General features: G+C 70.5%; 14 protein-coding genes. 4 read left to right on the plus strand and 10 right to left on the minus strand.

The annotated features are described in order from the left end of the window. Positions 1 to 14: 14 nt before the first annotated feature. The 4 genes from ACWZJV_RS11170 to purB are packed head-to-tail and all read right to left on the minus strand — an operon-like array spanning position 15 to position 3,612. Complete coding sequence (locus ACWZJV_RS11170; RefSeq protein ID WP_457181488.1) at positions 15 to 422, minus strand: NUDIX hydrolase; 408 nt, start codon at positions 420 to 422, stop codon at positions 15 to 17. Between the two features lie 30 nt (positions 423 to 452). Beyond that, on the minus strand, positions 453 to 1,580 hold the full coding sequence (locus ACWZJV_RS11175) for an LCP family protein (protein ID WP_457181490.1): 1,128 nt from the start codon (positions 1,578 to 1,580) through the stop codon (positions 453 to 455). Continuing rightward, positions 1,577 to 2,143, minus strand: a complete 567-nt coding sequence (locus tag ACWZJV_RS11180) for an RNA polymerase sigma factor (protein ID WP_457181492.1) — start codon at positions 2,141 to 2,143, stop codon at positions 1,577 to 1,579. Before ACWZJV_RS11180 ends, ACWZJV_RS11175 begins: the two co-directional genes overlap by 4 nt. A gap of 53 nt (positions 2,144 to 2,196) precedes the next feature. After that, positions 2,197 to 3,612 carry an adenylosuccinate lyase gene (purB, locus tag ACWZJV_RS11185; RefSeq protein ID WP_457181945.1) on the minus strand — a complete coding sequence of 472 codons (1,416 nt, stop codon included), beginning with the start codon at positions 3,610 to 3,612 and terminating at the stop codon, positions 2,197 to 2,199. Between the two features lie 54 nt (positions 3,613 to 3,666). Here purB and ACWZJV_RS11190 point away from each other — a divergent pair, with 54 nt between their 5' ends. The 3 genes from ACWZJV_RS11190 to ACWZJV_RS11200 all read left to right on the plus strand — a co-directional run bounded on the left by ACWZJV_RS11190 (position 3,667) and on the right by ACWZJV_RS11200 (position 6,605). Next, positions 3,667 to 4,881 carry a DUF4032 domain-containing protein gene (locus ACWZJV_RS11190; protein WP_196872646.1) on the plus strand — a complete coding sequence of 405 codons (1,215 nt, stop codon included), beginning with the start codon at positions 3,667 to 3,669 and terminating at the stop codon, positions 4,879 to 4,881. Positions 4,882 to 4,957: 76 nt separating this feature from the next. Beyond that, positions 4,958 to 6,244 carry a phosphoribosylamine--glycine ligase gene (gene purD / locus ACWZJV_RS11195; RefSeq protein WP_008360482.1) on the plus strand — a complete coding sequence of 429 codons (1,287 nt, stop codon included), beginning with the start codon at positions 4,958 to 4,960 and terminating at the stop codon, positions 6,242 to 6,244. A gap of 22 nt (positions 6,245 to 6,266) precedes the next feature. Continuing rightward, complete coding sequence (locus ACWZJV_RS11200) at positions 6,267 to 6,605, plus strand: hypothetical protein (RefSeq protein WP_008360481.1); 339 nt, start codon at positions 6,267 to 6,269, stop codon at positions 6,603 to 6,605. Here the strand turns inward: ACWZJV_RS11200 and ACWZJV_RS11205 are convergent. The 4 genes from ACWZJV_RS11205 to ACWZJV_RS11220 form a co-directional block, all read right to left on the minus strand. Beyond that, a complete protein-coding gene (locus tag ACWZJV_RS11205; RefSeq protein ID WP_008360478.1) occupies positions 6,598 to 7,881 on the minus strand; it encodes an adenylosuccinate synthase in 1,284 nt (427 codons plus the stop codon). The genes ACWZJV_RS11200 and ACWZJV_RS11205 overlap by 8 nt on opposite strands. A 156-nt stretch (positions 7,882 to 8,037) precedes the next feature. After that, positions 8,038 to 9,018, minus strand: a complete 981-nt coding sequence (locus ACWZJV_RS11210; RefSeq protein ID WP_196872642.1) for a helix-turn-helix transcriptional regulator — start codon at positions 9,016 to 9,018, stop codon at positions 8,038 to 8,040. Between the two features lie 27 nt (positions 9,019 to 9,045). Next, a complete protein-coding gene (gene lysS, locus ACWZJV_RS11215) occupies positions 9,046 to 10,500 on the minus strand; it encodes a lysine--tRNA ligase (protein ID WP_196876271.1) in 1,455 nt (484 codons plus the stop codon). Positions 10,501 to 10,608: 108 nt separating this feature from the next. After that, on the minus strand, positions 10,609 to 11,022 hold the full coding sequence (locus tag ACWZJV_RS11220; RefSeq protein WP_196872641.1) for a DUF3151 domain-containing protein: 414 nt from the start codon (positions 11,020 to 11,022) through the stop codon (positions 10,609 to 10,611). Positions 11,023 to 11,080: 58 nt separating this feature from the next. Here ACWZJV_RS11220 and ACWZJV_RS11225 point away from each other — a divergent pair, with 58 nt between their 5' ends. Next, positions 11,081 to 12,553, plus strand: coding sequence for a DHA2 family efflux MFS transporter permease subunit (locus ACWZJV_RS11225; protein WP_196872640.1), 1,473 nt, complete (start codon positions 11,081 to 11,083; stop codon positions 12,551 to 12,553). 10 nt (positions 12,554 to 12,563) lie between these two features. On the opposite strand, the gene ACWZJV_RS11230 is transcribed toward ACWZJV_RS11225, so the two are convergent. Together ACWZJV_RS11230 and ACWZJV_RS11235 are read right to left on the minus strand one after the other, a co-directional pair. Then, positions 12,564 to 13,223 (minus strand): cache domain-containing protein, encoded by a 660-nt coding sequence (locus ACWZJV_RS11230; RefSeq protein ID WP_008360471.1) that lies wholly within the window; start codon positions 13,221 to 13,223, stop codon positions 12,564 to 12,566. Further along, positions 13,220 to 13,942, minus strand: coding sequence for a FadR/GntR family transcriptional regulator (locus ACWZJV_RS11235; RefSeq protein ID WP_050800884.1), 723 nt, complete (start codon positions 13,940 to 13,942; stop codon positions 13,220 to 13,222). Before ACWZJV_RS11235 ends, ACWZJV_RS11230 begins: the two co-directional genes overlap by 4 nt. Positions 13,943 to 14,066 lie beyond the last annotated feature (124 nt).

The following is a 14,066-nucleotide window of genomic DNA, read 5'->3' on the forward strand; positions in this document are numbered from 1 at the left end:
CCCGCCGCCGGGGTTCAGGCGAGCTGGAGGGCCGGGACGACGTACTCCCGGGTCAGCGGGGCGAAGTCGGCTCCGTCGGTGATCTCGGCCAGGCTCGCCCAGCGGAGCTCCGCGATCTCGGCGGCCGCGTCCGGCGTCACCGCGCCAGCCCAGGTGAAGACCGTCGAGCGCACCAGGTGGCCCGGCTCGTTGGCCGCATCCGCCTCGAACTCACCGAGCAGCGTGAGCTCCTCGACCCGGAGACGTACGCCGAGCTCCTCCGCGACCTCGCGCACGGCCGCTTCGACGGCCGACTCCCCCGGCTCCAGCTTCCCGCCGGGCAGCATGAAGCTCGCGGTGCCGTTCTTGCGGACGGTCAGCATCCGGCCCACGTCGTCCCGGAAGACGACTGCCGCGACGGTGATGACGTTGGGCTCGGACACACGCGAAGCCTCTCACGCGACCCGCGGAGCTCAGCAGACGCCGACGTCCCTCGAGTCGTCGGCGGGCTTGCTCGGTGACGGCGCCGGGTCGTCGTTCGCGACCGCCTCGAAGAGATCGGCGGCCGCAGTCTCGTCGAGCAGCAGGGCGTTGGGGTCCTGCGGCTCCGTCTCCGTCGGCACCGTCATCAGGGTGACGTCGTCCCGCCCGATGCCGTCCAGGCCCGCGGCGAGCTCAGCGAGCGTACGCAGGTCCAGGTCGGTCTTCAGTCCTGAACCGGCCGCTTCCAGGATCGACAGGACCGTGTCGAGGTCCGACAGCGTGCCCGCCGCCAGGATCTTGCTGGTCATCGAGGCGAGAAACGCCTGCTGCCGGGTGATCCGGTCGAGGTCGCCGCCGTCGCCGAGACCGTGGCGAAGGCGTACGTAGTCGAGCGCCTCCCGCCCGTCGAGGGTCTGGGAGCCCTGGTGGAACCTCGCGCCGGTGTAAGGATCTGCGACCTTCTCGGGGAGGCAGACGTCGACGCCGCCGAGCGCGTCGACGATGGCCGGGATGGCGGCGAAGTCCAGGTCGACCACGTGGTCCACCGTCACCCGGCACTCCTCGCACAGCTCGCCGGTGACCGACTCCAGCTGCTCGGCGACACAGGCTCCGCCGCCCTCGACGTAGGCCGCGTTCCACCGCTGCTGCCCGCTGCCCTGGCGCTGCCCGCAGGCCGGAGGGGTGACGATCAGGTCGCGCGGGATGCTGATGGCGTACGCCGAGCGGCGGTCGGCCGCGAGATGCACCAGGATCGTGGTGTCCGAGCCGGCCGGGCCGCGCTCCCCGTCGACCTGGCATCCGTCACAGGAGCGGCTGTCGGAGCCGAGCACGAGGATGTCGACCGGCTTGCCGCTGCCCGCGGCGGCGAGCGTGGGCGCGTCGTCCCGGTTCAGCGCGAGCGGGGCGGCGACCGCGAGCACGGCGACCGCCGCGACGGCGCCGATGACGGCGACCCAGCGCCGTGCGCGGCGCGGCCGCTGCTGCGTACGGTCCAAGACGGGTGCGGACATGAGGATCTCCTCGAGGAGCTCGGCGCGCTCCGAGGCCGGCACCAGCACGTCGAGATCCTGCCGGGTGAGCGGGTTGCTCGCGCGCAGCCGGAACAGATCGTCGGTCATCGGCCCTCCTCGGTCGCGAAGTGGTGGGGTACACCACGCACATGTCCCGCCACCGGGGCGGCGTCACCCAGGGCCTGCGCGAACCTCGCCCGAGCCCGGGCCAGCCGCATCCGCGCGGTGCCGGCCGCGATCCCGAGCACCTCGGCCGCCTCGCTCGGCGTCAGGTCGTCCCAGGCGATCAGGGTCAGCAGCTCGCGGTCGGCCACGGAGAGGGTGGCCAGGGCACGGCGTACGCGATCCTGCTCGGCCACGCCCGCGGCCGGGTCGGGTACGTCGGCCCCACCCAGGAACGCCCGCAGCCGCTCCCCCAGGCGCGCCCGGCGCCGGGTGGAACGGTGCTGGTTGAGGAGTACGTTGCGGGCGATCCCGAACAGCCATGGCCGGTAGTCGCCGGCCGGAGCGTCATCGAGCCGCCGCCAGGCGACCAGGAACGTCTCGCTGACCACGTCCGCGGCGTCGGCGGGCTGGTCGACCCTCCGCAGCGCGTAGCCGAGCACGGCCTGGAAGTTGGCGTCGTAGAGCGCCCTGAAGAGCGCTGCGGACGGATCGGCGAGACGTGTCACGCCCCTCCATGTCCGGCTCGGCACCGAGCGTCACACGCCGGTTCGGTCAGATCTCAGAGGATCTCGCCCGGCACGTAGGCGGCGGCCTCGGGGTGCGCGGCGGTGACGGCCTCCACGCGGCGTACGACCTCCTGGACCTGCGCGACGGCGGCTCCGGTGAACTCGATCGGCTCGGCGACGAGCGACTGGATCTGGTCCTCGGTCAGGCCGAGGCGGGGGTCGGCGCCGAGCTTGGCGAAGACGTCGTTCTCGGCCTGCCCCTTGCGCATCGACAGCGCGGTGCCGACGGCGGCCTCCTTGATCGCCTCGTGGGCCTCCTCGCGACCGACGCCGTTGCGGACGGCGGCCATCAGGACCTTGGTGGTGGCCAGGAACGGCAGGTAGCGGTCGAGCTCGCGCTGGATCACGGCGGGGAAGGCCCCGAACTCGTCGAGCACGGTCAGGAAGGTCTGGAAGAGGCCGTCGGCGGCGAAGAAGGCGTCCGGGAGCGCGACGCGGCGCACGACCGAGTCGGAGACGTCACCCTCGTTCCACTGGTCGCCGGCCAGCTCGGAGATCATCGAGAGGTAGCCGCGCAGCACGACCGAGAGGCCGTTGACCCGCTCGGTGGAGCGCGAGTTCATCTTGTGGGGCATCGCGCTGGAGCCGACCTGGCCCTCCTTGAAGCCCTCGGTGACCAGCTCGTTGCCGGCCATCAGCCGGATCGTGGTCGACAGGTTGGAGGGGCCGGAGACCAGCTGGACCAGCGCCGAGACCGCGTCGAAGTCGAGCGAGCGAGGGTAGACCTGGCCGACACTGGTGAAGACGTTCTCGAAGCCGAGGTGAGCCGCGACCCGCTCCTCGAGGGCGGCGAGCTTGCTCGCGTCACCGTCGAGCAGGTCGAGCATGTCCTGAGCGGTGCCCATCGGGCCCTTGATCCCGCGCAGCGGGTAGCGGGCGATGAGCTCCTCGACCCGCTGGAGCCCGACGAGCATCTCGTCGGCGACCGTCGCGAACCGCTTGCCGAGCGTCGTCGCCTGAGCCGCCACGTTGTGCGAACGGCCGGCCATGACGGTGGTCTCGTGCTCGGTCGCGAGCCGGGCGAGGCGCGCCAGCGTCGCGACGGCACGGTCGCGGATCACCTTCAGCGAGGAGAGCACCTGGAGCTGCTCGACGTTCTCGGTCAGGTCCCGCGAGGTCATGCCCTTGTGGATGTGCTCGTGGCCGGCCAGCGCGGCGAACTCCTCGATCCGCGCCTTCACGTCGTGGCGGGTGACCCGCTCACGGGCCGCGATCGAGTCGAGGTCGACGTCGTCCACGACCTTCTCGTACGCCTCCACCACCCCGTCGGGGACGTCGATGCCGAGATCCTTCTGAGCCTTGAGCACCGCGATCCAGAGCTGGCGCTCCAGGACGATCTTGTGCTCGGGACTCCAGATCCCGGCGAGGTCGGCAGCGGCATAGCGGTTGGCGAGGACGTTGGGCACCACAGTCACGGTGGACATTCTCCCATGTCCGGTGCCCCACCCCACTAACGTGGCGGTATGGCCCTGCGGATGCTCGCCAGCCGGCCCGATCCGGCCCTCTACACCCTGCCCTGGTCACTTCCCCTGGAGGAGTGGCCCGACGACGTCGTGGTGCCGTTGGCGCGTGGGCTGAGCCGCCACGTCGTCCGGATCGTGCGCGTGCGCGGCAACGTCTACGCCGTCAAGGAGACCCAGGCCGACATCGCCCGCCGCGAGTACAACATGCTGCGCGAGCTGCAGCGCCTCGGCCTGCCGACGGTGGTCGCGAAGAGCGTCGTGACCGGCCGCAAGGACCGCGACGGCAACGATCTGAACGCCGCGCTGATGACCGACCACCTCACCTACTCGCTCCCCTACCGCGCGCTGTTCGAGCGGGGTCTGGCCGCCGATCGGCTCCCCAGCCTGATCGACGCCCTCGTCGTCCTGCTCGTACGCCTCCACCTGGCCGGCTTCTACTGGGGCGACGTCTCCTTGTCGAACGTCCTCTTCGTCCGCGACGCGAACGGGTTCGCCGCCTACCTGGTCGACGCCGAGACCGGGGAGCTGAAGGCCGAGCTCTCCGACCGGCTCCGGGAGTACGACCTCGACGTCGCCTACCAGAACATCTACGGGGAGCTGCTCGACCTGCAGGCGAGCGAGTCGCTGCCGGAGGCCTTCCCGATCGACGCGATCGTCGAGCGGCTGCAGAGCCGCTACGACGCGCTGTGGCGCGAGCTCACCGAGGAGCAGGTCTTCTCCGCCGCGGAGATGTGGCACATCGAGCAGCGCATCGAGCGCCTCCACGACCTCGGCTTCGACGTCGAGGAGCTCGACATCACGACCAGCGAGGACGGCGACACGGTGGCGTTGCGGCCGCGGGTGGTCGAGCTGGGCCACCACCGCCGCGAGCTGCGTACGCTGACCGGGCTCGACGTCCAGGACGCCCAGGCCCGCCGGATCCTCAACGACATCTCCGCCTACCGCGCCACCCGCGAGCTGGGCGACCTGCCGATCGAGGTCGCCGCCAATCGCTGGCTGCGCGAGATCTACGAGCCCATCGTCGCCATGCGCCCGCCCGGCGCAGCCGCCAAGCTCACCCCGGCGCAGATGTTCCACGAGATCCTCGAGCACCGCTGGGTGCTCTCCCAGTTCGCCGGCGAGTGGGTCAAGCTCATCAACGCGGCCGAGTCCTACTACGAGGACGTCATCCAGCACCGCCCCGACGAGGCGGTCACCCCGCCGCCGGAGGACTGACCGCTGGTGGTGAGGCCGAGAGTGACCTGGGGACCACGCTCGGGTTCACGACCTCGTCGCAGCATAAGGTGGGCCCGTGAGGATCCTTGTCGTTGGCACCGGTGGTCGTGAGCACGCGCTCGCTCTGAAGCTCTCCCAGGAGGGGAACGAGGTGTACGCCGCACCCGGCAACCCCGGGATCGCGGAGTTCGCCACGCTCCGGGACGTGGACATCATGTCCGGTCCCGCGATCGCGGCCCTGGCCGGCGAGCTGAGCGTCGACCTGGTCGTCGTCGGCCCCGAGGCCCCGCTGGTGGCCGGCGTCGCCGACGCGGTCCGCGAGGCCGGGATCGCGGTCTTCGGGCCGTCGCAGGCCGCCGCGCAGCTCGAGGGGTCGAAGGCGTTCTCCAAGGACGTGATGTCCGCGGCCGGCGTCCCGACCGCGGGCTCGCGCGTGGCGACCACGCCCGAGGAGGCGGCCGCCGCGCTCGACGAGTTCGGCGCTCCGTACGTCGTCAAGGACGACGCGCTCGCCGCCGGCAAGGGCGTCGTCGTGACCCGCGACCGCGAGGAGGCGCTGGCCCACGCGGCCGCCTGCGAGCGGGTCGTCATCGAGGAGTTCCTCGACGGCCCCGAGGTCTCGCTGTTCGCGATCTGCGACGGCACCCGGGCCTACGCGCTGCAGCCGGCGCAGGACTTCAAGCGGATCTTCGACGGCGGCAAGGGCGGCAACACCGGCGGCATGGGTGCCTACTCGCCGCTGCCGTGGGCCCAGCCCGACCTGGCCGACGTGGTGCTGGCGACCGTCGTGGAGCCGACGCTGGCCGAGATGGAGAAGCGTGGCGCCCCGTTCGTCGGGTGCCTCTACGTCGGGCTCTCGCTGACCGCCAAGGGCCCGAAGGTGATCGAGTTCAACTGCCGCTTCGGCGACCCCGACTCGCAGCCCGTGCTCGCGCTCCTGGAGTCCTCGCTCGGCGACCTACTGCTCGCGGCGGCCACCGGCGCGCTGGACACCGTCGAGGCGCCGGCCTTCTCCGACGGTGCCTCGGTGACCGTCGTGCTGGCCTCGGCCGGCTACCCGGAGTCCTCCTCCAAGGGCGACGTCATCACCGGCGTCGGCAACGCCAACTCGATCAACGACGTGGACGTGATCCACGCCGGCACCGCGATCGTCGACGCCTCCACGCCGGAGGAGCCCGACCACCGCCACCTGGTCACCGCCGGCGGCCGTGTGCTGGCGGTGCGTGCGAAGGGCTACGACATCGACGACGCGCGCTCGCGGGCGTACGCCGCCGCCGACCTGATCACCTTCGACGGTCTCCAGCGACGCTCCGACATCGCGGCCGAGCCGCTCGGCGTCGTCGAGGGTGCCTCGCTGCTTTGAGCATCGGCGTAGCCTGCCGGACATGACCTGGGTCGTGTTCGGCGTCGCCGTCGTTGTCGTGCTCGGCCTGATGATCGCGGCCTGCACCAAGGCCCTGCGCTCCTCGCGGCGCGGCGTCTCCTCCGGGCTCGGCGACGGCCTCGGCAGCTTCATCGACGTCTTCGACCCCGGCAACGCGCGCGCCGCGCGCGAGCTCAAGGAGCAGGACAACGTCGGTCACGTGATCCCCTCGCCCGACGGCGACGACCCGCCTCACGGGGTCGATCTGAAGGCCGGGCGGGTCATCATCCGTCGTCCGAGCGCGCACCCGTGGAGCTGGGAGTGGCCACGAGGCCACTCCCAGCTCCACGACCTCAGGTGAGGGAGTTGATGATGACCGTCTCGTCGCGCGCCGGGCCGACGCCGATGACCGACATCGGAGCGCCGGAGATCTCCTCGACGTACTTCACGTACGCCTGGGCGTTGGCCGGGAGGTCGCTGAACGACCGCGCCCCGGAGATGTCCTCCTTCCAGCCGGGCAGCATCTCGAAGATGGGCTTGGCGTGGTGGAAGTCGGACTGGTTGACGGGCATCTCGTCGTGGCGGACACCGTCGACGTCGTAGGCCACGCACACCGGGATCTCGTCGAGACCGCCGAGCACGTCGAGCTTGGTGAGGACGAAGTCGGTGACGCCATTGACGCGGGCGGCGTAGCGGGCGATGACGGCGTCGTACCAGCCGCAGCGGCGCGGGCGGCCGGTGGTGGTGCCGAACTCGTGACCGTTGTCGCGCAGGTAGTCGCCGGAGGAGTCGAAGAGCTCGGTCGGGAACGGCCCCTCGCCCACCCGCGTGGTGTAGGCCTTCACGATCGCGACGACCCGGTCGATCCGGGTCGGCGGGATGCCGGAGCCGGTGCAGGCACCACCCGAGGTGGCGTTGGAGGAGGTCACGAACGGGTAGGTGCCGTGGTCGACGTCGAGCAGGGTCGCCTGGCCGCCCTCGAGCAGCACGGTCTCGCCCTTGTCGAGCGCCTGGTTGAGCAGCAGGCCGGTGTCGCAGACCATCGGCGCGATCCGGTCGGCGTAGGACAGCAGGTCCTCGACGACCGCCTCGACGGTGAAGCCGCGCCGGTTGTAGACCTTCGAGAGCAGCTGGTTCTTCAGCTCCAGCGCACCCTCGACCTTGCCGCGCAGGATCGACTCGTCGAAGAGGTCCTGGACGCGGATGCCGATGCGGTTGACCTTGTCGGCGTAGGTCGGCCCGATCCCGCGGCCGGTGGTGCCGATCTTGCGCGAGCCGAGGAACCGCTCGGTGACCTTGTCGAGCTGGCGGTTGTAGTCGGCGATGACGTGGGCGCTGGCCGACAGCTTCAGCTTGGAGATGTCGACGCCGCGCTCCTCCAGGCCGCTCAGCTCCTCGAAGAGGACCGCGAGGTCGACGACGACGCCGTTGCCGATCACCGGCGTCACGCCGGCGGTCAGGATGCCGCTGGGCAGCAGGTGGAGGGCGTACTTCTCCTTGCCGATGACCACCGTGTGGCCGGCGTTGTTGCCGCCGTTGAACTTCACGACGTAGTCGACGTGCTCACCGAGAAGGTCGGTCGCCTTGCCCTTGCCTTCGTCGCCCCACTGGGCGCCGATGATCGTGATCGCGGGCATGTGTTGCTCCTTCGCTCCGGACGGAGTCCCTCCGGGCGTGCCCGGCTGCTCAACGCACCAATATCTAGTGTGTGCTCGATCCATCTACAGAAAGCAAAAAACCCTGGCAAGACCAGGGCTCTTGCGACCACACGCTAGCAAATACCGGCCCGTACGTCACAGCCAGGCTCGCCGTGCGGCCTCGACACCCGCCTCGAACCGTGAGGTCGCGCCGAGGTCCTCGAGCAGTTCGGCGACCCGCCGCCGGACCGTACGCAGCGAGACCCCGAGCCTCCGGGCGATCTGCTCGTCCTGGGCTCCGCTGGCCAGCTCGGCGAGCAGCAGACGGCGTTCGGCGTTCGGCAGGTCCTCGAGCTCGGCCGCCGGGAGGGCCCGGCGCCACAGCTCCTCGAAGTAGCAGGTGACCACCTCGACGATGCCCCGCTGGCGTACGTTGATCATCGGCTGCTCCACCGGGCCGAGCGGGTCCGGGAACATCGCGTGGGTGCTGCCGACGACCATCAGATGGGTGGCCACGCGCGGCAGGATCCGGATCTCCTCCCCGATCTCGACCCGCATCCGCAGCACGTCGGGCGAGTGTTTCAGGGCCGCCACCGGGTAGATGCCGCGGCACCGGCGACCCGACTTGATCGTGGACTCGATGACCGAGATGAACCGCATCTCCGAGGGATGCACGGTCACCGCCGGGCGCAGCCACATCATGTCGCCCGAGGTGGCCGAGACCAGCCGCTCGAAGGTCTCCGGGGTGAACTCGGTCGCGATCACCTCGCCGTCGATCGGGTGCTCCTCGCCGATCGTGGCCGGGAGCCGTGCGGCGGTGCCGGCGACGTACGGCACCGACTGGGAGATCTTGAGCAGGTGGTCGTGGGCGTCCTGGGCCCTGGTCGCGGCCCGCTCCAGCATGTGGGCGACCACCGCGGGAGGACTCAGCACGGTCAGCGTCTCACCGCAGCTGATGACTCCGCTCTCGATCAGGGGCGCGGCCTCCTCCTTCAGCTCGCCCTCGGAGGTGGACAGCGTCGCCGCCACCACCATGCAGGGCCATCCGGTGAGCGGGAGGAGGCGACTGTAGAGCTGCGCCGCGGCCGGGTCGAACCCGAGCGCGGTCATCAGCGTCTCCGACCGGCCGTTCTCCATACCTGGCACTGTAATGCCAGATAGGTGTCAGGCCTCCGGCTTGAGCAGCGGGAAGAGGATCGTTTCGCGGATCCCGGCGCCGGTGAAGAGCATGATCGCCCGGTCCAGGCCGAGCCCGAGGCCGCCCATCGGCGGGGCGCCGTACTCCAGCGCCCGCAGGAAGTCCTCGTCGAGCTGCATCGCCTCGGGGTCACCGCCGGCGGCCAGCAGGGACTGGGCGGTGAGCACCTCGCGCTGGACGACCGGGTCGATCAGCTCGGTGAAGCCGGTGCCGCGCTCGACACCGCCGATGATCAGGTCCCAGGCGAGGACCTTGCCCGGCTCCTCGTCGTTGATCCGCGCCAGCGGCTGGGCGATCGCCGGAAAGTCGCACAGGAAGGTCGGCTGGATCAGGTGGGGCTCCACCAGCTCGCCGCACAGCTCCATGACGATCTTGTCGGCGTTCCAGGCCGGGTCGAGCTCGACGTCGTGCTTGTCGGCCAGCGCCTTGAGCGTCTCGACGTCGGTGTCGGGGGTGACCTCGACGCCGACGGCCTCGGAGACGCCCTCGTAGACCGGCAGCCACTTCCACTCGCCGTCGAGGTCGATGACACCGGCCTCGGTCTCGATCTGACGCGAGCCGACGGCGTCGGCCGCGGCGAGGTACATCCGGCGGATCTGCTCGGCGATGGTGAACTGGTCGCCGTAGGCCTGGTAGGCCTCGATCATCGTGAACTCGGGGCTGTGGGTGGAGTCGACGCCCTCGTTGCGGAAGATCCGGCCGATCTCGTAGACCTTGTCGATGCCGCCGACGACGGCCTTCTTGAGGTTGAGCTCGAGCGCGATGCGCAGCGTCATCGGCTGGTCGAACGCGTTCATGTGGGTGTTGAACGGCCGCGCGTGCGCACCACCGTGGATGAGCTGCAGGACCGGGGTCTCGACCTCGAGGTAGCCGTCGTCCTCCAGGCAGCGGCGGATCGCCTGGGTGATCTTCGCCCGCGTACGCACCATGTCGCGCGCCTCCTGGCGCACGATCAGGTCGGCGTAGCGCTGCCGGACCCGGGACTCCTCGGAGAGCTCCTTGTGGAGCACCGGCAGCGGACGCAGCGCTTTGGCCGCCATCTGCCAGCTCGAGGCCATGATGGAGAGCTCGCCGCGCCGCGAGGAGATCACCCGGCCGGTGACGGCGACGTGGTCGCCGAGGTCGACCAGGCTCTTCCACTCCGCGAGCGCCTCCTCGCCCACCTCGGCGAGCGAGAGCATCACCTGGAGCCGGGTGCCGACACCCTCCTGGAGGGTCGCGAAGGCCAGCTTGCCGGTGTTGCGGACGAACATGACCCGACCGGCGACGGTGACCACGTCCTGGGTCTCCTCGCCGGCCTCGAGCTTGTCCTCGTAGGCCTCGCGCACCTCGGCGAGCGTGTGCGTGCGGCCGACCTCGATGGCGTACGCCTTCTTGCCCTCGGCCAGCAGGCGCTCGCGCTTCTCGCGCCGGACCAGCATCTGCTCGTTGAGGCTCTGCTGAACCTCGGGGGCGTCGGGTGCGTTGGAGGGCTGCTCAGTCACAGGGCAAGGCTAGGCGAAATCGCTGGTCCGACGCGATTCGGTAATTCAGCCGAGAAGGGTGTCGTACGCCGTCGGGCTGCTGTCGCGGAGGAACTCGCTGCAACGCTCCCACTCGTCGGTCTCGCCGATCGCCTTGGCCTGCTCGGCGAGGAGGGCGAGGCTGGTCAGGAAGCCGCGGTTGGGCTCGTGCTCCCACGGCACCGGCCCGTGGCCCTTCCAGCCGTTGCGGCGGAGCATGTCGAGCGAGCGGTGGTAGCCGACGCGGGCGTAGGCGTAGATGGTCACATCCTCGGCGCCGGTCTCCTTGGCGGCCGTGGCGAGCGCGGCCCAGGCCGCGGGCGAGGCGGGGTGGCGGCGTACGACCTCGGCGGGCTCCGTCCCGGCGGCCAGCTCGTCGGTCGCGGGGTCGGCGGGGAGGTGGGTCGGCGGCGGTCCGGCCATCAGGTCCTGGTGCGTCATGCGAACCATTGTGCCCGCGACCCCCGAAACCGTCGGTGGTCGGGTGTTGACTGTGTCCATGACCGAGACGACCGCGTCGCAGGCGCCCGGCACCACCGTGGAACATCCCTGGCGCAGCCTGGCCGCGCTGTGCATCGGCTTCTTCATGATCCTCGTCGACATGACGATCGTGACCGTCGCGACGCCGGACATCATGAGGGACCTCGAGGCGAGCACCAACGACGTGCTGTGGGTGACCAGCGCCTACCTGCTCACCTACGCCGTCCCGGTGCTGATCATGGGGCGTCTCGGCGACCGGTTCGGGCCGAAGTGGCTCTATCTCGGCGGCCTGGCGATCTTCACCCTCGCGTCGCTGTGGTGCGGGCTCGCCGACGACATCACGATGCTGATCATCGCCCGTGCGGTGCAGGGCGTCGGTGCGTCGATGATGACGCCGCAGACGATGGCGGTGATCACCCGGATCTTCCCGGCCGACCGGCGCGGTGCGGCGATGGCGCTGTGGGGCGCGACCGCGGGCATCGCGACGCTGGTCGGCCCGATCCTCGGCGGCGTGCTCGTCGACCTCGGTGGCTGGGAGTGGATCTTCTTCATCAACATCCCCGTCGGCGTGGTCGCGCTCGTCCTCAACTGGCGGCTGGTCCCGCTGCTGCCGACCCACCCGCACGTGTTCGACTGGCTCGGCGTCGCGCTGAGCGGGATCGGCATGTTCGGCCTGGTCTTCGGCCTCCAGGACGGCGAGCAGCGCGGCTGGGACGGGCTGATCTGGGCGCTGGTGATCGGCGGCGTCGCCGTGCTGGGTCTGTTCGTGCTGTGGGAGGCGCGCAACAAGCAGGAGCCGCTGCTGCCGTTGGGTCTCTTCGGCGACCGCAACTTCTCCGTCGCCAACATCGCGATCACCTGTATGGGGATGGCGGCCACGACGATGGGCTTCCCGCTGATGCTCTACGCCCAGATCGTCCGTGGCTACGACGCACTCGAGGCGTCGCTGCTGATGGTGCCGATGGCCGCGGTCTCGCTGGTGCTCGCGCCGGTGGTCGGCCGGATCAACGACAAGGTCCACCCCCGCTGGCTCACCAGCTTCGGCTTCTTCTGCTGCGCCGCGGCCATCTTCTGGCTCGCCGGGCCGATGACGCCGGGCTCGGCGGTCTGGGAGCTCCTCGTCCCGATGGGCCTGCTCGGGCTCGGGATGGCGTTCGTGTGGGCGCCGCTGGCAGCGGCCGCCACGCGCAATCTGCCGCCGCACCAGGCCGGGGCGGGGTCAGGTGTCTACAACGCGACCCGCACGGTCGGCTCGGTGGTCGGCTCGGCCGCCATCGCCGTGCTCATGGACGCCCGGATCAGGGCCAACGGCCTCGACGCGAGCGCGGAGACCGCGGGTGGCGCCGGTGCCCAACTGCCTGCAGAGGTCGCCGAGAGGTTCTCCCAGGCGATGGCCGAGGCGACCCTGCTGCCGGCGGTCGCGCTGGCGGTCGGCTTCGTGGCGGTGCTCTTCTTCACCACGCCGCGCCACATGGTGAAGCCGCCCGCCTAGGACAGAGCGACTAGGAAAGGGCGACGGAGAGCGGCAGACCCCGGCACGGGATCATGTCGCGGGCGGTGGTGAGCGGGTCGCCGGTGGCCAGCTGCGGGTCGGCCGAGACGATCGCCTTTCCGTGGCCGTTGACGAGCGTCGCTCCGGCCTCACGCAGCCCGGGCAGGAGCATCGTCTCGAGCGTCTCGACCAGGGTGTCGGCCCCCGCGACGCCGACCATGCGGCCGCCGGCGTAGACCGGCATCGTCGTGGTCATGACGTACTCGTCGGTGCAGACGAAGTCGACGTACGGCCCGACGAGCGTGAGCTCGCCCGTGCGCTCCGGGGTGCGGTACCAGGGCTGGCGGGTGTAGTCGATCGCCTCGCCCGTGGCCGGGGCGTCGGCGTCGCCGAGGAAGTCACGCTCCTCGCCCTGCCACCAGACGAGGTAGAGCCGGCGGTCGCTGAGGACTCCCGGGGCCACCACGAAGCCGCCACCGACGAGGTTGGGGTTGCGCAGGAACTCCAGGGACCCGGGCTCGAGCCGCTCCCGCAGGGAGGCGCTGCTGACCGGACCGGCCTCGAAGAGGGCAGCCACCTCGCTGCGTACGCGCTCGAGCTCGGTCACGATCGGCCCGAAGTGATCCTCGACCTGGGCCACACAGTCGAGAGGAGTCATCGTGTTGCTCATCGTCGCACCGCCTCATGGATCTCAGCCAAGCGTTCAAGGGAGTGAGCCACGTGCTCACGTACGCTCTCCCGGGCCCTGACAGCATCTCCCGATGCCAGGGCTTCGACAAGCTCCTGATGGCGGCTCGCCGTCGCCTCCCGGAAGCCCGGCTCCTCGAGCGGGATCCGGAGCAGCGCGCCGAAGTCGGCCTCCTGGCGCACCACCTCGCGCGTCATCCTGGCCGACTGGGTCAGGGCGGCCACCGACAGGTAGAGCTCGCTGTCCGCACTGCGCCAGCGGGCCACGTCGCTGACGTTGAGCGGGATCAGCAGGTCACGCAGGTCCTCGACCTCGTCAGGATCCGTACGCTCCGCCGCGATCTCCGCGCACCCGGTGAGCACCACCTGATAGACGGTGGCCCGGTCACGCAGCTCGATGCGAGACATCGCGGCGAGCCGGTCCTCGACGAGGTCGGCGCTCTTCGGGGCACGTACGAACGAGCCGCCGCCACGCCCCCTGGTCGTCACCACCAGGCCCTTGGCGCGCAGCGCGACCAGCGCCTCTCGCGCGGTGACCGTGGCGACGCCGAGCATCTGGGCGAGCTCCGGCTCGCTCGGGAGCCGCTCCCCGTGCGCGAGCACGCCGGAGCGGATCGCCTCGGCGAGACGGTTCTCGACACGCGCTGCCCTGCCCTCGTCGCCGATGGGGGCGAAGATGGCCGCGCGGGCACGGGAGGTCATCACACGCACACCCAAATTCTAATGTATGGCTCCAGATGATTGGGCCGCTCAGATCTGTTCGATTTTGTTCGAATGGGCACAGGAAGTTCATGAATTTCGTCTTAACTATCTGGATCCATGGGCG

The organism is Nocardioides sp. WG-D5, from assembly GCF_054031175.1.

Excerpts from the sequence above, each read along its gene's own strand:
- lysS (WP_196876271.1), bottom strand. The coding sequence starts at position 10,500 with ATGCTGGTCCGGCGCGAGAAGCGCGAGCGCCTGCTGGCCGAGGGCAAG.
- ACWZJV_RS11230 (WP_008360471.1), bottom strand. The coding sequence starts at position 13,223 with ATGAGCAACACGATGACTCCTCTCGACTGTGTGGCCCAGGTCGAGGAT.
- ACWZJV_RS11220 (WP_196872641.1), bottom strand. The coding sequence starts at position 11,022 with ATGACGCACCAGGACCTGATGGCCGGACCGCCGCCGACCCACCTCCCC.
- ACWZJV_RS11235 (WP_050800884.1), bottom strand. The coding sequence starts at position 13,942 with ATGACCTCCCGTGCCCGCGCGGCCATCTTCGCCCCCATCGGCGACGAG.
- ACWZJV_RS11175 (WP_457181490.1), bottom strand. The coding sequence starts at position 1,580 with ATGACCGACGATCTGTTCCGGCTGCGCGCGAGCAACCCGCTCACCCGG.
- ACWZJV_RS11210 (WP_196872642.1), bottom strand. The coding sequence starts at position 9,018 with ATGGAGAACGGCCGGTCGGAGACGCTGATGACCGCGCTCGGGTTCGAC.
- ACWZJV_RS11205 (WP_008360478.1), bottom strand. The coding sequence starts at position 7,881 with ATGCCCGCGATCACGATCATCGGCGCCCAGTGGGGCGACGAAGGCAAG.
- ACWZJV_RS11190 (WP_196872646.1), top strand. The coding sequence starts at position 3,667 with ATGGCCCTGCGGATGCTCGCCAGCCGGCCCGATCCGGCCCTCTACACC.
- ACWZJV_RS11225 (WP_196872640.1), top strand. The coding sequence starts at position 11,081 with ATGACCGAGACGACCGCGTCGCAGGCGCCCGGCACCACCGTGGAACAT.
- ACWZJV_RS11200 (WP_008360481.1), top strand. The coding sequence starts at position 6,267 with ATGACCTGGGTCGTGTTCGGCGTCGCCGTCGTTGTCGTGCTCGGCCTG.